General features: G+C 71.4%; 17 protein-coding genes and 1 pseudogene. 13 read left to right on the plus strand and 5 right to left on the minus strand.

Annotation, left to right across the window (positions count from 1 at the left end):
• Positions 1-193: 193 nt before the first annotated feature.
• From groES to Asi02nite_RS12375, 3 genes are all read left to right on the plus strand, one after another.
• Complete coding sequence (gene groES, locus Asi02nite_RS12365; RefSeq protein WP_505605519.1) at positions 194-502, plus strand: co-chaperone GroES; 309 nt, start codon at positions 194-196, stop codon at positions 500-502.
• Positions 503-581: 79 nt separating this feature from the next.
• Positions 582-2,219: a chaperonin GroEL gene (gene groL / locus Asi02nite_RS12370; protein WP_203712656.1), complete on the plus strand. Its 1,638-nt coding sequence runs from the start codon at positions 582-584 to the stop codon at positions 2,217-2,219.
• Between the two features lie 74 nt (positions 2,220-2,293).
• Positions 2,294-3,847 (plus strand): molybdopterin-dependent oxidoreductase, encoded by a 1,554-nt coding sequence (locus tag Asi02nite_RS12375; RefSeq protein WP_203712658.1) that lies wholly within the window; start codon positions 2,294-2,296, stop codon positions 3,845-3,847.
• 51 nt (positions 3,848-3,898) lie between these two features.
• On the opposite strand, the gene Asi02nite_RS12380 is transcribed toward Asi02nite_RS12375, so the two are convergent.
• A complete protein-coding gene (locus Asi02nite_RS12380) occupies positions 3,899-4,309 on the minus strand; it encodes a WhiB family transcriptional regulator (protein WP_203712659.1) in 411 nt (136 codons plus the stop codon).
• A gap of 204 nt (positions 4,310-4,513) precedes the next feature.
• Here Asi02nite_RS12380 and Asi02nite_RS12385 point away from each other — a divergent pair, with 204 nt between their 5' ends.
• Positions 4,514-5,335 carry a helix-turn-helix transcriptional regulator gene (locus Asi02nite_RS12385; RefSeq protein ID WP_203712661.1) on the plus strand — a complete coding sequence of 274 codons (822 nt, stop codon included), beginning with the start codon at positions 4,514-4,516 and terminating at the stop codon, positions 5,333-5,335.
• 53 nt (positions 5,336-5,388) lie between these two features.
• Here Asi02nite_RS12385 and Asi02nite_RS12390 read toward each other — a convergent pair whose 3' ends face one another.
• Positions 5,389-5,814 carry a DUF5319 domain-containing protein gene (locus Asi02nite_RS12390; RefSeq protein WP_203712663.1) on the minus strand — a complete coding sequence of 142 codons (426 nt, stop codon included), beginning with the start codon at positions 5,812-5,814 and terminating at the stop codon, positions 5,389-5,391.
• Positions 5,815-5,918: 104 nt separating this feature from the next.
• Between Asi02nite_RS12390 and guaB the strand changes: the two genes are divergently transcribed.
• Genes guaB through Asi02nite_RS12410 form a run of 4 tightly spaced genes read left to right on the plus strand, consistent with a single transcriptional unit; the run spans position 5,919 to position 10,698 of the window.
• Positions 5,919-7,457: an IMP dehydrogenase gene (guaB, locus tag Asi02nite_RS12395; RefSeq protein WP_203712665.1), complete on the plus strand. Its 1,539-nt coding sequence runs from the start codon at positions 5,919-5,921 to the stop codon at positions 7,455-7,457.
• 15 nt (positions 7,458-7,472) lie between these two features.
• A complete protein-coding gene (locus Asi02nite_RS12400) occupies positions 7,473-8,591 on the plus strand; it encodes a GuaB3 family IMP dehydrogenase-related protein (protein ID WP_203712667.1) in 1,119 nt (372 codons plus the stop codon).
• A gap of 17 nt (positions 8,592-8,608) precedes the next feature.
• Positions 8,609-9,265, plus strand: a complete 657-nt coding sequence (locus Asi02nite_RS12405; RefSeq protein ID WP_203712669.1) for a TMEM175 family protein — start codon at positions 8,609-8,611, stop codon at positions 9,263-9,265.
• A gap of 26 nt (positions 9,266-9,291) precedes the next feature.
• Positions 9,292-10,698 (plus strand): M1 family metallopeptidase, encoded by a 1,407-nt coding sequence (locus tag Asi02nite_RS12410; protein WP_203712701.1) that lies wholly within the window; start codon positions 9,292-9,294, stop codon positions 10,696-10,698.
• On the opposite strand, the gene Asi02nite_RS12415 is transcribed toward Asi02nite_RS12410, so the two are convergent.
• On the minus strand, positions 10,695-11,816 hold the full coding sequence (locus Asi02nite_RS12415) for an LCP family protein (protein ID WP_239126665.1): 1,122 nt from the start codon (positions 11,814-11,816) through the stop codon (positions 10,695-10,697). The genes Asi02nite_RS12410 and Asi02nite_RS12415 overlap by 4 nt on opposite strands.
• Positions 11,817-11,877: 61 nt before the next feature.
• On the opposite strand from Asi02nite_RS12415, the gene Asi02nite_RS12420 reads away from it, so the two are divergent.
• Together Asi02nite_RS12420 and guaA are read left to right on the plus strand one after the other, a co-directional pair.
• Positions 11,878-13,539: an FAD-dependent oxidoreductase gene (locus Asi02nite_RS12420; protein ID WP_203712672.1), complete on the plus strand. Its 1,662-nt coding sequence runs from the start codon at positions 11,878-11,880 to the stop codon at positions 13,537-13,539.
• A gap of 124 nt (positions 13,540-13,663) precedes the next feature.
• Entirely contained in the window at positions 13,664-15,217 is a 1,554-nt protein-coding gene (gene guaA, locus Asi02nite_RS12425; RefSeq protein ID WP_203712674.1) for a glutamine-hydrolyzing GMP synthase, read from the plus strand.
• Between the two features lie 431 nt (positions 15,218-15,648).
• Here guaA and Asi02nite_RS42735 read toward each other — a convergent pair.
• Positions 15,649-15,850 (minus strand): annotated as a pseudogene (locus Asi02nite_RS42735) (PspC domain-containing protein); the annotation flags it as partial.
• 145 nt (positions 15,851-15,995) lie between these two features.
• Between Asi02nite_RS42735 and Asi02nite_RS12435 the strand changes: the two are divergent.
• The 3 genes from Asi02nite_RS12435 to Asi02nite_RS12445 all read left to right on the plus strand — a co-directional run bounded on the left by Asi02nite_RS12435 (position 15,996) and on the right by Asi02nite_RS12445 (position 19,144).
• Entirely contained in the window at positions 15,996-16,943 is a 948-nt protein-coding gene (locus Asi02nite_RS12435) for an NUDIX domain-containing protein (RefSeq protein ID WP_203712677.1), read from the plus strand.
• A gap of 77 nt (positions 16,944-17,020) precedes the next feature.
• Entirely contained in the window at positions 17,021-17,929 is a 909-nt protein-coding gene (locus Asi02nite_RS12440; RefSeq protein ID WP_203712679.1) for an NUDIX hydrolase, read from the plus strand.
• Between the two features lie 336 nt (positions 17,930-18,265).
• A complete protein-coding gene (locus tag Asi02nite_RS12445; RefSeq protein ID WP_203712703.1) occupies positions 18,266-19,144 on the plus strand; it encodes a CDP-alcohol phosphatidyltransferase family protein in 879 nt (292 codons plus the stop codon).
• Between the two features lie 69 nt (positions 19,145-19,213).
• On the opposite strand, the gene Asi02nite_RS12450 is transcribed toward Asi02nite_RS12445, so the two are convergent.
• Positions 19,214-19,834, minus strand: a complete 621-nt coding sequence (locus tag Asi02nite_RS12450; protein ID WP_203712681.1) for a TetR family transcriptional regulator — start codon at positions 19,832-19,834, stop codon at positions 19,214-19,216.
• Positions 19,835-19,884 lie beyond the last annotated feature (50 nt).

The raw sequence follows: 19,884 nt of genomic DNA on the forward strand, positions 1-19,884 counted from the left end.
CGAGCTGGCACTCTCCTTGACGGAGTGCTAGTCGCGGAATAACCTGCGATTAGCACTCTCGGTCTGAGGGTGCCAACAACGCCAGGCAGGCCCGGCACCCGCGACGACGGACCCGCCCTGGTGGCATGAGGCAAATTGGCGCCGGCCGGATCCTCGGCCGGCTACGAACCTGATACCCCAGGAGGGTATGCCCGTGACTACCGCGACCAAGGTTGCGATCAAGCCTCTCGAGGACCGGATTCTCGTCCAGGCCAACGAGGCTGAGACGACCACGGCGTCGGGCATCGTGATCCCCGACACCGCCAAGGAGAAGCCGCAAGAGGGCACCGTCATCGCCGTCGGCCCGGGCCGGGTCGACGACAACGGCAACCGCGTCCCGGTTGACGTGAAGGTCGGCGACACGGTGATCTACTCGAAGTACGGCGGCACCGAGGTCAAGTACGCCGGCGAGGAGTACCTGGTGCTCTCCGCCCGCGACGTCCTCGCGGTCATCGAGAAGTAACCAACCAGAAGCTGAAATGCGCGTCGCCCCGGACCGGTTCTGCCCGGGCCGGGGCGACGTGCGTTCGAAGGGACTTTAAATGGCGAAGATCCTGAGCTTCTCGGACGACGCCCGGCACCTGCTCGAGCACGGCGTCAACACCCTCGCGGACACGGTCAAGGTCACCCTCGGCCCCCGCGGGCGCAACGTCGTCCTCGACAAGAAGTTCGGCGCTCCGACGATCACCAACGATGGCGTGACCATCGCCAAGGAGATCGAGCTCACCAACCCCTACGAGAACCTGGGCGCCCAGCTCGTCAAGGAGGTGGCGACCAAGACCAACGACGTGGCTGGTGACGGCACCACCACCGCGACGGTCCTGGCCCAGGCGATGGTCCGCGAGGGCCTGCGCAACGTGGCCGCCGGCGCCAACCCGAGCGACCTCAAGCGCGGCATCGACGCGGCCGCGAACGCCGTGTCCGAGGCGCTGCTCGGCAAGGCCGCCGACGTCGACACCAAGGGCTCCATCGCCAACGTCGCCACCATCTCGGCCCAGGACGCCACCATCGGCGAGCTGATCTCCGAGGCGATGGAGAAGGTCGGCCGCGACGGTGTCATCACCGTCGAGGAGGGCTCGACGCTGGCCACCGAGCTCGAGATCACCGAGGGTCTGCAGTTCGACAAGGGCTACATCTCCCCGCACTTCGTGACCGACCCGGAGTCGCAGGAAGCGGTCCTCGACGAGCCGTACATCCTGATCACCACCCAGAAGATCTCCGCGGTCGAGGAGCTGCTCCCGCTGCTGGAGAAGGTCGTCCAGTCCGGCAAGCCGCTGCTGCTGGTGGCCGAGGACGTCGAGGGCCAGGCGCTCGCGACGCTCGCGGTCAACGCGGTGCGCAAGACGCTGAAGATCGCCGCCGTCAAGGCGCCAGGCTTCGGTGACCGCCGCAAGGCGATGCTGCAGGACATGGCGATCCTGACCGGCGGCGAGGTGATCGCCCCCGAGCTCGGCTACAAGCTCGACCAGGTCGGTCTCGACCAGCTCGGTTCGGCCCGCCGCATCGTCATCGACAAGGACAACACCACCGTCGTCGACGGCAAGGGCAACGACACCGAGGTCGCCGAGCGGATCTCGCAGATCCGCAAGGAGATCGAGGCCTCCGACTCCGACTGGGACAAGGAGAAGCTGGCCGAGCGGCTCGCCAAGCTGTCCGGCGGCATCGCGGTGATCAAGGCCGGCGGCGCCACCGAGGTGGAGCTCAAGGAGCGCAAGCACCGCATCGAGGACGCCATCGCGGCGACCAAGGCCGCGGTCGAGGAGGGCACCGTCCCCGGCGGCGGCGCCGCCCTGGTGCAGATCGCCTCGGTCCTCGACGGCGACCTGGGCCTGACCGGCGACCAGAAGACCGGCGTGTCGATCGTCCGCAAGGCGCTCAACGAGCCGCTGCGCTGGATCGCCGAGAACGCCGGCCACGACGGCTACGTCATCGTGGAGAAGGTCAAGGAGAAGGGCTGGGGCACCGGCCTCAACGCCGCGACCGGCGAGTTCGTCGACCTGGCCAAGACCGGCATCATCGACCCGGTCAAGGTGACCCGCAACGCGGTGCTCAACGCCGCGTCGATCGCCAGTCTGCTGCTCACCACCGAGAGCCTCGTGGTCGAGAAGCCGGAGAAGGCGGAGCCCGCCGAGGGCGGTCACGGCCACGGCCACGGCCACCAGCACGGCCCGGGCTTCTGACAAAACGATTACGAGATCCGCGCGGCCGGGGGCGACCCCGACCGCGCGGTTCTTTTTGGAGCACACTTGCCGCTGTGACACGCACGTCGTGGAAGTTCGGCGCGCTGGCCGGCGTGGCCGCCGCCGCTGTAGCGCTCGGCCTGGCCGAGGTGGTCGCCGTGTTGACCGGGTCGCGCAGCGCGCCCCTGGTCGCCGTCGGCGGGGTGGTCGTCGACCACGTCCCGGAGAGTCTCAAGCAGTTCGCGATCACCCTGTTCGGCGTGCACGACAAGACGGCCCTGCTGATCGGCACCGCCGTGCTGCTCCTCGCGTTCGCCGCGCTGATCGGCGCGCTGTCGGTGCGCTGGCCGGCGGCGGGCTTCGCCGGCATCGGGCTGTTCGCCGCGATCGGCGTCGCCGCCGCGCTGACCCGCCCGGACGCGGGCATCGGGGCCGCGTTCCCCGCACTGCTCGGCGCGGCCGCCGCGGGCGCCACCCTCTGGCTGCTGGTGCTGGGCCCGCTGGCGCCGGCCGAGGTCACCGCGCTCCCCGCACCGTCCGTGCAGGAGGAGGAAGAGGCCGTCGCCGGCCGGCGCCGGTTCCTGCGCAGCGGGCTGCTCTTCATCGCCGGTGCGGCCGTGCTCGGTTTCGCGGGCCGGTTGCTCTCGACGCGCCGCAGCGTCTCGTCGGCCCGTGCCGAGGTGCGGCTGCCCGCGCCGGCCAGCCCCGCACCCGAGGTCCCGGCCGGCGCCGACCTGCGGCTGGCCGACCTGTCCTCCTACGTCACGCCGAACGACGCCTTCTACCGGATCGACACCGCGCTCGTCGTGCCGCAGGTCGACCCGCTCGACTGGAGCCTGCGCATCCACGGCCGGGTGCGCAAGGAGATCCGGCTCAGCTACGCCGACCTGCTGGCCCTCCCGATGATCGAGCGGTACGTGACGCTGGCCTGCGTCTCCAACGAGGTCGGCGGTGACCTGATCGGCAACGCGCGCTGGCTCGGCGTGCCCCTGAAGCGGCTGTTGGACGAGGCGCAGCCGCTGGACGGCGCGGACCAGGTCGTCGGGCGTTCGGCCGACGGCTGGACCTGCGGCACGCCGACCGAGGTGCTGCGCGACGGCCGCGACGCGATGCTCGCCGTCGGCATGAACGGCGCGCCGCTGCCGATCGAGCACGGCTTCCCCGTACGCGTGGTCGTCCCGGGTCTGTACGGCTACGTGTCGGCGACGAAGTGGGTCGTCGAGCTGGAGGTGACCAGCTTCGCCGACTACGACGCCTACTGGGTGCCGCGCGGCTGGTCGGCCAAGGGTCCGATCAAGACGCAGTCCCGGATCGACACCCCGCGCGGCCGCGGCGACCTGAAGCCCGGCCCGGTCACCGTCGCAGGCGTGGCCTGGGCGCAGCACCGCGGTATCGCCAAGGTGGAGGTACAGGTCGACGACGCGCCGTGGCAGGAGGCCCGGGTGGCCCGCGCGGTCTCCGACGACACCTGGGTGCAGTGGTCCTGGCACTGGGAGGCCGAGAGCGGTGACCACGTGCTGCGGGTGCGGGCCACCGACAAGAACGGCGAGACCCAGACCAGCCAGCCGGCCGAGGTGATCCCGGACGGCGCCACCGGCTACCACACCGTGTCGGTCACCGTCGCGTAAACAACGGTCCGGGACCCTGACGGGGGTCCCGGACCGCGAGAATGGGGAGTGTCAGCTCGCGCGCCGCTGGGCCGGCGCGGGGGTGGGCCGGATCGCGGCCGGCACCGTTGACTTGTGGGGGCGGCCGAGGCGCGCCTCGAGCCGCTCGACATCGACCCGCGTCTGCCGCCGGTCGGCCAGGTCCTCCCAGCCGGTGGCCAGCAGCCGGAGCCGCTCTGACTCACTGAACCCGCCCCACACGCCGTAGGGCTCGCGCACCGCGAGGGCGTGCGCGGCGCACTCGGCGCGCACCGGGCAGGTGCCGCATACCATCTTGGCCTTCATCTCACGCCGGTTGCGGGACGAGCCGCGCTCACCGTCGGGATGGAAGAACTGGGCACTGTCGCGACCCCGGCAGGCACCCAGCCGCTGCCAATCCCAACGCTCGTCGATGGGCCCGGGCAGCCTGCGTACGTTGGACATCGGCAACCCCTCCTTCCGCGCGATACCTGGACTAGGGCCTCACTACCCCGAGCGGTGTCGCCTCACACGTGCCTGATCGATTCGATGCGCGCACCTACCGCATCGGCGTGGCGAACTGTCCGGAACTTTCCTGTTCTTTCCACTGAAACGCCGTAATGATCTCAGCGCTCCGTGGTCCTCTTCTATGAGGAGAGGAGGACCACCGTGCGTACTGTCCTCGTTTGCGTTCGGACATCGCAGGCCGCGCAGAACGTCAATGCGGCAGCGGCCCGGCTCGGAGTAGCCGGCGCCGTCAGAACTGCGGTATCCGAGCCCGAGGTATTGCTCCGTCTCGCCGAGCGCCCCGCTGATGTGGTGCTCGCGGACACCGCCGTCACCAGACCGGACACCGTCGGATTCACCCAGCGCGTGCTGGGCCGGGCACCCGGCGCGACGATCGTGCTCTTCGGGTCAGAGGACCCGCGGATCGCGGCCGCCGCCGTCAACGCCGGAGCCCGGGCCCTGATCCAGGGCACCGACCAGGACCTGGTCAGCGTCGTCGCCAAGACCGTGCTGCTGCTCTTCGTCGCCGGCCGCGTGCCGGCCGCGGTCGGCGGGCTCGCCGGCGCCGCGGCCGGGCGTAACGCCGGGCCGATGCGGATGCAGGCCGGTGTGGGCGCCGGCCACCCCCAGCTCGGCCTCGCCGAGGCGGCGTCCGCCGTCGTGCCGGTGCAGCGTGGTGACGTCGGGCCTGGCATCGACGTCCGCGACAACGCCGAGGAAGGTCGGTATTTCGGCCCCCAGGCCGACCCGGTCAACCGCTACGGGCGCGACGAGCCGGTCACCCGCCGCGCCGCGCTCACCGAGCGGGAGCTCCAGGTGCTGCGGGGCATGGCTGACGGGAAGAGCAATGCCGAGATCGGGCGCGAGCTGTTCGTGTCCGAAGACACCGTGAAGACCCACGCCCGCCGGCTGTTCCGGAAATTGGGCGCGCGGGACCGCGCGCACGCCGTAGCCGCCGGGTTCCGGTCGGGCTTGGTGGCCTGACCCGCGGACAGGCCGGCCGCACCCCTCTCCTTGGCCGGCCTACCGCGCGGTGATCACGATCCCGGGCTGCCCGTTCTGCCGGGTGGCTCGGGATCGTCGGCTTCGTCCGCCAGGGTGTCGTGGACGCCGTCCGCGTACCCCTTGGCGTATTCCCAGGTGACGTAGTGATCGGGATCGGGGTCGTAGGCAGGCTCGTGCACGCGGGGCCGGCCCGAGGTCAGCAGGTGCCGCAGGTTGCCGCGGAGCAGGTCCCAGTCGAAATAGTGGGGTTCGTGGCAGTCCTCACACTCGATGACCAGCCCGCGGATCCCGACAGGCCCGAGCAGGGCCTGGTAAACCTCGAGGTCGGCGAGGTCTTCGAGCACGTCCTGCCGCTCGACCTCGGTCAACGGGTCGAGTGCCGGGTCGTCGTCGCCCGCGTCGTCGGAGAGCCCCGCGGTGGGGTCGTCCTTGAACGGATCGATGGGCTCGTCGTTCACCCTTCCCACCGTAGTCGTTTTCCGGCCCAGCGCGCCTGCCCGGAGCGGGGCGCGCCGACCAGGCGCGGGTAAGCTGACGTATCGCGCCGCTGAGGGGACAAACCATGGACAACTCGCCCGTCAACGACCTGCCGTTCGGCACCTTCGAGGACCCGGGAGCCGGGCCCGCGGCGACCGTGCCGCTGGGCTTGACCTTCGACGACGTCCTCCTCCAGCCGGGCGAAAGTGACGTCGTGCCGGGACAGGTGGCGACCGGCACACTCCTCACCCGCAACGTGCGTCTCGGCATTCCGCTCATGTCCAGCGCGATGGACACCGTCACCGAGGCCCGCATGGCGATCGCGATGGCCCGCAACGGCGGCATCGGCGTGCTGCACCGCAACCTGTCGATGGAAGACCAGGCGCTCCAGGTCGACCTGGTCAAGCGCTCCGAGGCCGGCATGATCACCAACCCGGTGACCTGCAGCCCCGACGACACCATCCGCGACGTCGACGCCCTCTGCGGCCGCTACCGCATCTCGGGCGTCCCGGTGGTCGACAACGCCGGCGCGCTGGTGGGCATCGTCACCAACCGTGACATGCGCTTCGTCACCAACGGCAGCACCCTGGTGCGCGAGGTCATGACCCGGATGCCGCTGGTCACGGCCCCGGTCGGCGTGAGCAAGGACGAGGCGCTCGCGCTGCTGCGCACCCACAAGATCGAGAAGCTGCCGCTCGTCGACGACAGCGGCCGGCTGCGCGGCCTGATCACCGTGAAGGACTTCACCAAGAGCGAGCAGTACCCCAACGCCACCAAGGACGACGCCGGTCGGCTCCGGGTCGCCGCCGCGGTGGGTGTGGGTGACGAGGCCTACAAGCGGTCGCGGCTGCTGATCGACGCCGGCGTCGACGTGCTGATGGTCGACAGCTCGCACGGGCACAGCCGCAACGTGCTGGAGATGGTGGCCCGGCTCAAGCGCGAGACGTCGGTCCAGGTCGTCGGCGGCAACGTCGCCACGTACGCGGGCGCCAAGGCGCACATCGAGGCCGGCGCCGACGCGATCAAGGTCGGCATCGGCCCCGGCGCGATCTGCACCACCCGGGTCGTCGCCGGTGTCGGCGTGCCGCAGATCACCGCGATCATGGAGGCCACCCGGGCCGCCCGCCCGGCCGGCGTGCCGGTGATCGCCGACGGCGGCATCCAGTTCTCGGGCGACATCGCCAAGGCGATCGTGGCCGGCGCCCACTCCGTGATGCTGGGCAGCCTGCTGGCCGGCTGCGAGGAGAGCCCCGGCGAGCTGATCTTCGTCAACGGCAAGCAGTTCAAGACCTACCGGGGGATGGGTTCGCTGGGCGCGATGCAGTCCCGCGGCCAGGGCCGGTCCTACTCCAAGGACCGCTACTTCCAGGACGACGTGCTCAGCGAGGACAAGCTGGTGCCCGAGGGCGTCGAGGGCCAGGTGCCCTACCGCGGCCCGCTGTCCCGGGTGGCCCACCAGCTCATCGGCGGCCTGCGGGCGGCGATGGGCTACGTCGGCGCGGCCGACATCGAGCAGATGCACCGGCGTGGCCAGCTCATCCGGATCACCGCGGCGGGCCTCAAGGAGAGCCACCCGCACGACATCCAGATGACCGTCGAAGCCCCCAACTACCACACTCGTTAAATTTAGGAGCCCCCGTTGCGTGACGTGGTCGAGATCGGCTTGGGGAAGACCGCGCAGCGCGGCTATCACCTCGACGACATCGCGATCGTGCCGAGCCGTCGCACCCGCGACGTCGACGACGTGTCGACGGCGTGGCAGCTCGACGCGTACCCGTTCAAGATCCCCTGCGTCGGCCACCCGAGCGACGCCACCATGAGCCCGGCCTCGGCCGTGGCGTTGGGCCAGCTCGGCGGCCTCGGCGTGCTCAACGTCGAGGGCCTGTGGGCTCGCTACGAGGACCCCCGCAAGATCCTCGACGAGCTGGCCGGGCTCGACGAGGACGCGCCGGCCACCCGCCGGCTGCAGGAGGTCTACGCGGAGCCGATCCGCCCCGAGCTGATCGGTGAGCGGGTCCGCGAGATCCGCGAGGGCGGCGTCACGGTCGCCGTCCGGGTGTCGCCGCAGCACACCCTCGCGCTGGCCCCGGTGATCCTCGACGCGGGCGTCGACCTGCTGGTCATCCAGGGCACGCTGGTCTCGGCCGAGCACGTCTCGACCACCGACGAGCCGCTCAACCTCAAGGAGTTCATCGCCGACCTCGACCTGCCGGTCATCGTCGGCGGTTGCACCGACTACAAGACCGCACTGCACCTCATGCGTACGGGCGCCGCCGGCGTCATCGTCGGCGTGGGTGCCGACGAGTGGTCGACCACCGACAGCGTGCTCGGCATCCGGGTGCCGATGGCCACCGCGATCGCCGACGCCGCCGCGGCCCGCCGCGACTACCTCGACGAGACCGGCGGCCGCTACGTGCACCTGATCGCCGACGGCGACGTGCAGACCTCCGGCGACATCGCCAAGGCCCTGGGCTGCGGTGCCGACGCGGTGATGCTCGGCGAGCCGCTCACGCAGGCCGCGGAGGCGCCGGCCAAGGGCGCCTGGTGGCACTCGGTGTCCAGCCACCCGAAGCTGCCGCGCGGCGCGTTCGGCGTGGGCGGGCCGTCGCTGGGCAACCTCGAGCAGTTGCTGTTCGGCCCGGCCGACGACCCCGACGGCCAGCTCAACCTGTTCGGCGGGCTCAAGCGAGCCATGGCCAAGTGCGGCTACCGCGATCTCAAGGAGTTCCAGAAGGTCGGTCTGGTCATCGATCGTTAGGCCCCATACTGGGGCTTATGTCCGATCAGCCGGACGCCATACGCGAACGGCGCGGTCGAAATCTCGACCGCGCCGTCAGCTTCAGCGACGCCGTCATGTCGATCGCGCTCACCCTGCTCGTGCTGCCCCTGGTCGACATCGCGACCGACAACGCGGACGAGCCGATCCTGGACCAGCTCGACCGGTTCGAACCACAGATCCTCGGGTTCGTCGTCTCGTTCCTGGTGATCTCGCAGTTCTGGGGCGCCCACCGTCGCGTGTGGTCCTATCTCGCGGACTACGACGAGAAGCTGCTCACGATCAACACGTTCTGGCTGCTCCTGATCGTCTTCCTGCCGTACCCGACCGCCTTGTTGTTCACCGAGAGCGACACCAACTCGGGCTCGGCGATCTTCTATCTGCTGGTCCTGCTCGGCATCGGCGGGCTGATGCTGCTGCAGGCCTGGTACGTCGCCCGGCACCCGTGGCTGCGGCACGTCGACGACCAGAGGTCGGTGCGCGCCCAGGTGCTCCCGACCGTCGTCACCACCGCCGTGTTCGCGCTCGCCATCCTGTTGACGCTGGTCGACCGCAGCTTCGGCCTGCTTTCGCTGCTCCTGCTGATACTGGTGCAACGGTTCGCCGCGCAGAAGGACGAACCCGTCCGCAAGCCGCGTCCCGAGACGCGCCCGTGACCCCGGAAGAATAGGCTCTCGTGATGATGATCAGGCGTTCGGCGCTCGCCGCCCTGGTGGCCCTGACCATCGGCGGCGCGGCCGCCTGCACCGACTCCGGTCAGGCCGACGAGGGGTTCGGCCCCGGCGCGGCCGGCATCGGTGACCCCTATTTCCCGACCTACGGCAACGGCGGCTACGACGTCAAGGACTACGCGCTGGTCCTGCGTTACGACCCCGGCAGCGACCGGCTCGAGGGCACCGCGACGATCACCGCGACCGCCACCCAGAACCTGTCACGGTTCAACCTGGACTTCCGGGGCCCCGAGGTGTCGGCGGTGACCGTCGACGGCGCGGCCGCCGCCGAGCAGAAGCGGGAGGCCGACGAGCTCGTCGTGACGCCCGCCGCCGGCCTGCGCAAGGACAGCACGTTCACCACGGTCGTGACCTACGGCGGTGTGCCGCAGCCGATCACGAGCCCCGAGCTGGGCACCGGCGGCTGGCTGGCCACCCCGACCGGCGCGATCGCGCTCGGCCAGCCGGAGTCCGCGAGCAGCTGGTACCCGGTCAACGACCACCCGCGCGACAAGGCCACCTTCGCGCTCGAGATGACCGTGCCGAACGGCACTTCGGCGCTGAGCAACGGCGCGCCGGGGGAGAAGACCGAGAAGGACGGCTGGACCACCTGGCGCTGGCGGGAGTCGGCGCCGATGGCCAGCTATCTGTCCACGGTGGTCATCGGCGACTTCCGGGTCACGACGGGCAGCCACCAGGGCAAGCCGATCGTGACCGCGGTCGACAACACGCTGGCCAAGGACTCCAACGCCGACAAGGCGATGGCCCGCACCGGCGAGGTCGCCGACTTCCTGGCCACCCAGTTCGGGCCTTACCCCTTCGACGCGTACGGCGGTGTCGTGGTCGTCGACAACCGCATCCGGTACGCGCTGGAGACGCAGTCCCGCCCGGTCTACAGCGACTCGTTCTTCAGCAGCTCCACCAGCGAGTGGGTGGTCGCGCACGAGCTGGCCCACCAGTGGTTCGGCGACAGCGTGTCGATCGGGGCCTGGCGCGACATCTGGCTCAACGAGGGCTTCGCCACCTACGCCGAGTGGCTCTGGGCCGAGCACGACGAGGGCGTGCCGGTGCGGACCTCGTTCGATCGCGCGTACGAGACGATCCGCTGGGAGGACCCGACCTTCGACCCCGGCACCTCCGGGCTGTTCGGCAACTCCGTCTACATCCGCGGCGGGCTGACGGTGCACGCGCTGCGGGAGGAGGTCGGCGACGACTCGTTCTTCCGCATCCTGAAGGAATGGACGGCGCAGAAGCGCAACGCCAACGCGACGACCGAGGAGTTCATCGCGCTGGCCGAGCGGATCTCCGGCAAGCCGCTGCGCGAGTTCCTGATGGCCTGGCTCACCTCGAAGACGCCGCCCCCGAAACCCGGCGACTAGCGCTTGACGACCAGCTTGGGGTTGGCCTTGAGGTAGGCGTCGGCCTTGCCGGCCCGCAGCTCGGTGATGAAGCCCCGGCCGACCGCGGTGAGCTGCTCGCCGCGGTAGCCGCTGCCGCGGCCCACGCCGGCGCCCGGCAGCGAGACCAGCGTCAGGTTCTCCGGGCGCAGCTTGGACAGCGCGAAGCCGTACTCGATCGGGGTGCGGTCGCCGGCGATGAAGTCGACGGAGTTGCCCAGCGCCCGGAACAGCCGCTCGATGCCCGCCGCGTCCGTCGGCAGGCCGGTGGAGAGCGCCTTCGCCAGGATCGCCTTGATCAGCTGCTGCTGGTGACGCTGCCTCGTGTAGTCACCGCCGGCCGTGTAGCGCTGCCGCGCGTAGTCGATCGCCTGCCAGCCGACGAAGTGCCGGTTGCCCGGGTTGTAGGTCATCTGCGGGCCCTGGTAGTCGCCCCCGCGCAGGGTGCGCGATTCGCCGTCGGGCCGGCGGTGCATCGAGACGACCTTCTGGTCGACGTACATGTCGACGCCGCCGAGTTCGTTGACCAGCTTCTCGAAGCCGCCGAAGTTGAGGATCGCGCCGACGTGGAAGGTCTTGATCCCGGTGTACCGGCTGACCGTCTGTCGCAGCAGCTCGAAGCCCTGCGCCGCGGAGGGTTCGGCCTTGCCGCGCCGGCTGCCGTAGCTCATCGCGTGCGTCAGCTTGGTGTTGCCGCCGCGGTAGCCCGACTTCGGGAACGCCGGGATGTCGACGACGAGGTCGCGGGGCAGCGAGTAAAGATAGCCGCGGTCGAGGTTCTCGGTGACGTGCAGGATCAGCACCGCGTCGGCGTGGGGCTCCCATCCGGGCACGGAGACCCGGGTGTCGACGCCCACCAGCAGGATGTCGAGCGGGCCCTTGATGTCGAGGCCGGGCTGCACGGTCGGGCTCGGTGTCGGCGCGCTCTCGGTCGGCCGGTCCGACGTGGTCGGTGCGGCGGCGGCCGGCGCCCGCTCCTCGCCGCCGGTGCGGGTCACCGCGAAGACCGCGCCGCCGATCAGCAGCACCGCCACGACGGCGGCCCCGACAAGCAGCGTGAGCCTGTGTCGCCCGAGCGCACCGATCCCCGTCCCAGTCACGCCGAAATGATGACGGAACTTCACGATGGCGCAATACCTACCGACGGGTAATGATGTCGGGATGAGGTACGACGTGGTCGTCATCGGCTCCGGTTTCGGGGGCAGTGTCGCCGCGTTGCGCCTGGTGGAGAAGGGCTACTCGGCGCTGGTCCTGGAGGCGGGGCGGCGGTTCGCCGACGACGAGCTGCCGGCGACGTCCTGGCGGCTCCGCCGTTTCCTCTGGGCGCCGCGGCTGCGTTTCTTCGGGATCCAGCGGCTGCGCGTGCTGCGGCCGGCCGGGCGGCGCGGGCGCGGCGACAAGGTGCTGGTGCTCTCCGGCGCCGGGGTCGGCGGCGGTTCGCTGGTCTACGCCAACACCCTCTACGAGCCGATGCCCGACTTCTACGCCGATCCGCAGTGGGCCGCGATGGCCGACTGGCGGGCGGAGCTCGCGCCGCACTTCGACCAGGCGAAGCGAATGCTGGGTGTCGCGACGTACCCGTCGCGCACGCCGGCCGACCGGGCCATGCGGGCCGTCGCCGCCCGGATGGGGGTCGAGTCGACGTTCCACCCGACGCCGGTGGGGATCCACTTCGGGCGACCGGGCGAGACCGTTCCCGACCCTTACTTCGGTGGGGCCGGCCCGGCGCGTACGGGTTGCCTGCACTGTGGTGCGTGCATGACCGGGTGCCGGCACGGCGCGAAGAACAGCCTGGTGAAGAACTATCTCCATCTCGCCGAGCGGGCGGGTGCCGAGGTGCGGCCGCTGACGACGGCGGTCGCGGTGCGGCCCGCGGGCTCCGGCTACGAGGTCTCCACGGTCCGGACCGGCGGCCGGCGGCGCACGGTGGTCGCGGCCGACCAGGTCGTGTTCGCGGCCGGCGCCCTGGGCACCGTGGAGCTGCTGCACCGGATGCGGGCATCGAATGCGTTGCCGGGGCTGTCCGCCCGGCTGGGCACGCTGGTCCGCACCAACTCCGAGTCGATCCTCGGTGCGACGATCCCGGGCCGGTCGGCCGTCGACTACACGCAGGGTGCGGCGATCACGAGCTCGTTCCACCCCGACGCGCGTACGCACATCGAACCGGTCCGCTACGGCCCCGGCTCCAACGCGATGGGGCTGCTGCAGTCGGCGCTGGTCGACGGCGGGCCGCACCGGGTCCGGCGGCTGCTGGCGACCCTGGCCGGGCGACCCCTGACCTACCTGCGCGCGCTGTCGGTGCGTGACTGGTCCCGGCGCACCGTGATCGCGCTCGTCATGCAGTCACTGGACAACTCGCTGACGCTCGACTGGCGGCGGGGCCGGCTGGTCAGCACGCCCGGGCACGGCGCCCCGAACCCGACCTGGATCCCGGCCGGCAACACCGCCGCCCGGTTGCTGGCCGAGGAGATCGGCGGGGTGCCGGGCGGCTCGCTGACCGAGGCCTTCGACATCCCGCTGACGGCGCACATCCTGGGTGGCGCGGCGATCGGGGCCACGCCCGCGGCCGGGGTGGTCGACGGGTGGCAGCGCGTCTACGGACACCCGGGCCTGCACGTCGTCGACGGGGCGGCGGTGCCGGCGAACCTGGGCGTCAACCCCGCGCTGACGATCACCGCGCTGGCCGAGCGGGCGCTGTCGTTCTGGCCCGAGAAGGGTGCGGTCGACCCTCGGCCCGCGCTCGGATCCGCGTACGCCCCGGTCCCTCGGGTCTGGCCGGGACGGCCCGCCGTGCCGCCCGCGGCGCCGGGGGAGCTGCGCTGAGCGTGCCCCCTGATGGTCCTGGGCTTCGTGATGTCGTGACCTTGGTTACGGCGGTGGTCGCGGGCCGCTCCGTGCGGGTGAGCGCGCGTCGGGCGGCCCGGCCCGGTCGGTAAACTCCGGACACATGACCACGCCTCGCCCGGTTCTCGTCGTCGACTACGGCGCGCAGTACGCACAGCTCATCGCCCGCCGGGTGCGGGAGGCCAAGGTCTACTCCGAGATCGTGCCGCACACCATGCCGGTCAAGGACATGCTGGCCAAGGACCCGGTGGCGATCATCCTGTCCGGCGGCCCCTCCAGCGTCTACGAGGTTGGCGCCCCGCAGGTCGACAGCGACCTGTTCGAGACGGGTGTCCCGGTGTTCGGCATCTGCTACGGCTTCCAGGCGATGGCCCAGGCGCTGGGCGGCACGGTGGCGCACACGGGCGGGCGCGAGTTCGGCGGCACCCAGCTGACCGTGGCGCCCGAGGCCGGTGTGCTGCTGCGCGACCTGCCGGCGTCGCTGCCGGTGTGGATGAGCCACGGCGACAGCGTGACCGCGGCGCCGGCCGGGTTCACCGTCACCGCCGCGACGCCGGGCGCCGAGGTGGCCGCGTTCGAGGACCTGGCCGGCCGGCGGGCCGGCACCCAGTTCCACCCCGAGGTCATGCACACGGCGCACGGGCAGGACGTGCTCACCCGCTTCCTGTACGACATCGCCGGCATCGCGCCGAGTTGGACGCCGGACAACATCATCGACGACCAGGTCGAAGCGATCCGAGCCCGCGTGGGTGACAAGGAGGTCATCTGCGGCCTGTCGGGTGGCGTCGACTCCGCGGTGGCGGCGGCGCTCGTCCACAAGGCCGTCGGCGACCAGCTCACCTGCGTCTTCGTCGACCACGGGCTGCTCCGCGCGGGTGAGGCCGAGCAGGTCGAGAAGGACTACGTCGCGGCCACGGGCGTCAAGCTCAAGGTCGTCGACGCGGCCGACCGCTTCCTGGCGGCGCTGGACGGCGTGACCGACCCGGAGCAGAAGCGGAAGATCATCGGCCGCGAGTTCATCCGGGTCTTCGAGCAGGCGGCCCGCGAGGTCGCCGCCTCGGGCGACGTCGAGTTCCTGGTGCAGGGCACGCTCTACCCGGACGTCGTCGAGTCGGGCGGCGGCACGGGCACGGCCAACATCAAGTCCCACCACAACGTGGGCGGGCTGCCCGAGGACCTGAAGTTCGCGCTGGTGGAGCCGCTGCGCACGTTGTTCAAGGACGAGGTACGCACGATCGGCCACGCCCTGGGCCTGCCCGAGGCGATGGTATGGCGGCACCCGTTCCCGGGCCCGGGCCTGGCCATCCGGATCATCGGCGCGGTCGACCGCGACCGCCTCGACATCCTGCGGGCGGCCGACCTGATCGCCCGCGAGGAGTTGACGGCGGCGGGCCTCGACCGGGACGTCTGGCAGTTCCCGGTGGTGCTGCTGGCCGACGTCCGCAGCGTGGGTGTCCAGGGTGACGGCAGGACCTACGGCCACCCGGTGGTGCTGCGGCCCGTCTCCAGCGAGGACGCCATGACGGCCGACTGGTCACGCCTGCCGTACGACGTGATCACCCGCATCTCCACCCGGATCACGAACGAGGTCCGCGAGGTGAACCGCGTGGTCCTCGACGTGACGAGCAAGCCGCCGGGCACGATCGAGTGGGAGTGATCCGGCCGGTAGGCCGTCTCGCCTAGTCAATACCGTCCCCGTTTGGCCCGGACCCCCGCGGCGGTCGGCCGCCGGGATGCCGGCGGCAGGCAGGCAGCGCGTCGACCACGGCGTCGCCGAGACGGCCGAGCGACGCCGGGGTGGCCGGCGGCCCGCTGGCGCGGGCCGGCCGGCCTTCGACGACCGGGTCCCCGATGTGGACCGTCAGGCCCGGGTATTCGGGTCGTCGCCCTCGTGCGTGCCGGTCCCGGTGTCCATCCCGGACGCCGGCGCCTGGTAACCCTGCTGGCCGCCGGGCGCCTGGTAGGCCTGCGGCTCCGGGTTGGCCGGCGGCTGGTATGTCGGCGGCTGGTAGGTGCTGGTCCCGCGCGTCTGGGTCTGCCAGTTCGCGGACGCTCCGCCCTGCCACAGCCCCGAGCCCGGGCCGGCGTCCTCCGGCATCAGGAACCACAGCACCGGGTAGGCGAACAGCGCCAGGCCGCCCGTGAGGACCACGGTGACCGCGAAGATCACCCGCATCAGCACCGGGTCGACGCCGAAGTAACGACCGAGGCCGCCGCAGACACCTGCGATGATCTTGTCGTCGGTCGTCCTGCGTAGTTGTTTGTACGGTGGGTTCGCGCTCGTCGTCATGCTTCTACGGTCCACCCGACAGGACGGATCTACCTCGGGTACCGCCCGGAGGCTTACCCTGAATCTGGACCCCTGCGGGTGATCAAGTGTCAGCAATCCGACTCCGGCCCGGAGGTGTCGAGTGATTCGGGAAGAATCTCCCTCTGTGACCCCTGCGCTCGAACCGGTACGCCGCATCGCGGCCTACGCCGTCTGCACCGACGCCGGCGGCCGCGTGCTCCTGGTCCGAGCCTCCACCCGGTCCGGCACCCCCGGCGCCTGGTCCCTCCCGGGCGGCGCCGTCGATCATGGTGAGGACCCCAACCACACCGTCGTACGCGAGTCCGCCGCCGAGACCGGCCTGTCGATCGCCGTCACCGGCCTGCACGACGTCCTCGCCGACATGCGGGCCCTCCCGCACCGCGGTGTCACCATCCACACCGACCGCCTCATCTACGCCGCGTCGGTCCGCGGCGGCACCCTGGTCGACCGCGTCGGCCAGCCCACCGACCTGGCCCGCTGGCACACCCTCGACGAGGCCAAGGGCCTCGCGCTGCGCCCGTTCACGGCCAACGCGCTGGGCCTGCCGCCGGCCACCATCGACCTGCGCCCCGACGAGACGCCCGACTTCCCGAGCTTCTACGCCGCGCCCGGCCCCGACGGCCTGCACCGCGCCCAGCGGTTCGCCGCCTACGCGGTCGCCACGGATCCGGCCGGTCGCGTCCTGCTGACCCGGGTCGCCGCGGGCTATCCCGGCGCCGGCTGCTGGCACCTCCCGGGCGGCGGCACCGACTTCGGCGAGCAGCCGGGCCAGGCCCTGCTCCGCGAGCTCGTCGAGGAGACGGGTCAGACCGGCCGCCTGGTCTCCCTGCTCGGCGTGGCCAGCCACCGCGACGCGGCGTCGCTGGGCCCGGAGGGCTACCCGATCGACTGGCACGGCGTCCGCGCCTTCTACCGCGTCGCCGTCGAGACCCCGGTGACCCCCAAGGTCGGCGACGTGGGCGGCTCGACCGACGCGGCCCGCTGGTTCCCGCCGGAGGAGCTCCGCGACCTGCCGGAGGCCGCGATCACCGAGGTCACCGCCGACGCGGTCCGCGCCGCGTTCCCCGCCTGACCCGACGGGCTCGAGTCACCTTCCGCGCCCCGGGGTCGTGAATCCGCGACCGGGCGCCGGGTGAGATCGTTTGGGTCATGCAGCGACGGCGGCGGATCGGGGCCTACGGTCTGTGCCGGGACGGTGGTCGGGTCCTGCTCACCCGGACCTCCGACCGGTCCGACTTTCCCGGTGTGTGGCAGCTGCCCGGCGGCGGCCTCGAGCACGGCGAGCCGCCCGCGCACGCGCTCGTCCGCGAATATCAGGAGGAGACCGGCCTGGAGATCGAGGTCGGCCGCCCCGTCGCCGCCCTCGCCTCCGTGCGCGAGCTGTGGGACATCGACCTCGCCTGGCATTACGACCTGATCGTGTACGAGGTCCGCGTGCGTCGCGGTGCGCTGCGCGGTGAGGTGGCCGGCACGAGCGACGAGGTCGCCTGGGTGCCCGAGCGCGACCTGGCCGACCTGCGGCTGATGCCGTTCACCGCCGAGATCCTCGGGCAGCCGGTCGTGCCGCTCGACTTCGCCGCGCCGCATCCCCTCGGTCGCCGGGTGGCGCCGGCGCCGCTGCCGGCCGCGCAGGGCCAGCGCTTCGCCGCGTACGGGCTCGTGACGTCGCCGCGCGGCGTACTCCTGACCAGGATTTCCCAAGGTTTTCCCGGTGCCGGGAAGTGGCACCTGCCCGGCGGCGGCACGGACTTCGGTGAGCAGCCGGCGGCTGGGTTGCTCCGTGAGCTGGCCGAGGAGTCGGGTCAGGCCGGCGAGATCGTCGAGCTCCTCGCGGTGTCCGACCACCGCAACCCGCGGGCGCTCGGTCCCGAGGGCTATCCGATGGACTGGCACGCGGTACGGGTGGTCTACCGTGTCGATGTCCCGGCGCCGACGGAGCCCCGCGTGGCCGAGGTGAACGGATCGACGGCGGACGCGCGCTGGTTCGCCCGCGCGGAGGTCGACGCGCTGACCCTGACGGACGTGGCCGCGGCGGCTGTCCCGATCTGGGCGGGCTGAGCTGCGCAGACGGCACAAATCACCAATGTTGCCGCCTAGACCCTATAATCGGTGGTTGGGCCAAGAGCTCGTACCGTCGCTTATGCCGTTCAAGTCAATATTGTCGCGTTCGTGCTGGTTCATCCGATAGAACCGTGTACGAGTCTCGCCAATCAGAACCATCTGTGCGATGGTGTAGACCGCAAGATCGGGCGGTCGCTCGACTTGGCGGCGCAGAGATCCGATCCGGACCTGGAGGACCACGTGCCGAGAGCCCCTTGGCGTCGGCGTAGCACCACCGATAGTCCGCGTCTCGCTTTCGACAGCCCGCGCCCCGGTGGTCGCCGGTGGTACGGCCTGCGTCGTGGCGGCAGCACCCTCGCCCGGCAGGTCCTGCGCGTGCGGGTGGGCCGGCGCTCCCGGGTCGCCGTGGTGCATCCCGACAGCCACTCCATCGACCCGTTGGCCATCCGCGAGATCCAGGCGATCGCACCGGTCAGCCCCGCGGTCGGCCCGAGCGAGCCGGCCCCGGCCGTCGGCATGGCGATCCCGCTGCTGCCCGGCGAGCGCACGCTGGCCCGCCGCGCGAAGTTCGCGCTGGTCAACGGCTGCACGCTGGCCAGCCTCGGGCTGGGCCTCCTGGCCATCTTCCTGGCGATGCAGGGCGACATCCAGATCGCCGCGATCTGCCTGGTCGCCTGCGTGGTCTTCGACGGCCTCGACGGCATGCTGGCCCGCCGCCTCGGCGTCGCGAGCCCGTTCGGCGCCCAGATGGACTCGCTGGCCGACATGTGCTCGTTCGGCCTGGCGGCGCCGGTGGTGGTCTACGCGTCCCTGCACGGCACGGTCTCGACGGCCGCGGCGGCGATAGCCTGCGCACTGGTCGCGGGTTGCGCGGCGATCCGGCTGGCCAGATTCAACGTCTCGCCCAAGGACGGCCGCTTCTTCTGCGGGGTGCCGACCACGATGGCCGCCGCGGTGCTGGCCCTGGCGGTGCTGATCGGCCTCCCGGTCTCGGGCACGTTCGTCGTGGCAGGCGTAGCCCTGCTGGCCTTCGCGATGGTGTCCAGCTTCCCCTACGCGAAGCTGGCACGCCTGGTGAAGCTCCCGCCGTGGCTGCTCCTGGTCCCGGTGGTGGGCGCGCTGCTCGACATCCGCGCGACGTTCTTCGCGATCGTCATCGCCTACCTGGTCAGTGGCCCGCTGCTCTGGCTCCGCCAGCGCAACACCGCCTGACACCAGCCCAACCAACCGCGGCCCCTGCCAAACCGGCGGGGGCCGCGCCATGTCCAAGCCGCAACGGGCCTAAGGTCGCCGCACCTGGGCGTCCAGGCCTGCGACCAGCAGTGTGATGCCCAGGTCGAAGGCCTGCGGCTCCCGCGCCACCGGGTTCTCGTTGTCCACCGAATGTGCCCCCGCCACCGCGCCCAAGGTGTCCGCCTGGATGCGCTGCTGGCGGTGGAACGCGTGCCCCACGATGAAGTGGACCATGGTCTCCGCCGCCAGTGACGTGGTTCGTTCGTCGAAACCGCCACTGCCCAGAGCCGCAACCAGCCGATCCTGCAGCGCCTCCGCTCCCAACCCCAGCGCGAGCGTGCTCGACACCACCTCGGCGCCGTCCTTGTAAGCGAGCAGCGCGTCGTGCAGCGCCCCCGCCTCCGCCCGGACCGCGGCGCGCCAGTCGTCGGCCCGAGCCCGAGGCCCCGCCGGGCGGGCGCCCGCGATGATCCGGTCCGAGACCGCCGCCAGGAGTGACTGCTTGTTGGGGAAGTGCCAGTACAGCGCGCTCGGTGCCACCTCCAGCGTCGCCGCCAGGTGGCGCATGGTCAGGTCCGGCAGGCCCTGCCGGTCGAGGATCTCCAGCGCGGCGGCGACGACGTCGTCGCGGCTGTTGCGGACGTGACCGCTGCTATCCGATCTCGGCATCCCACCACTATAGTGAACGCCGTTCTAGAGAACGCTGTTCAGGTGAACGG

It is taken from the genome of Asanoa siamensis, assembly GCF_016862555.1.
Lineage (GTDB): Bacteria > Actinomycetota > Actinomycetes > Mycobacteriales > Micromonosporaceae > Asanoa > Asanoa siamensis.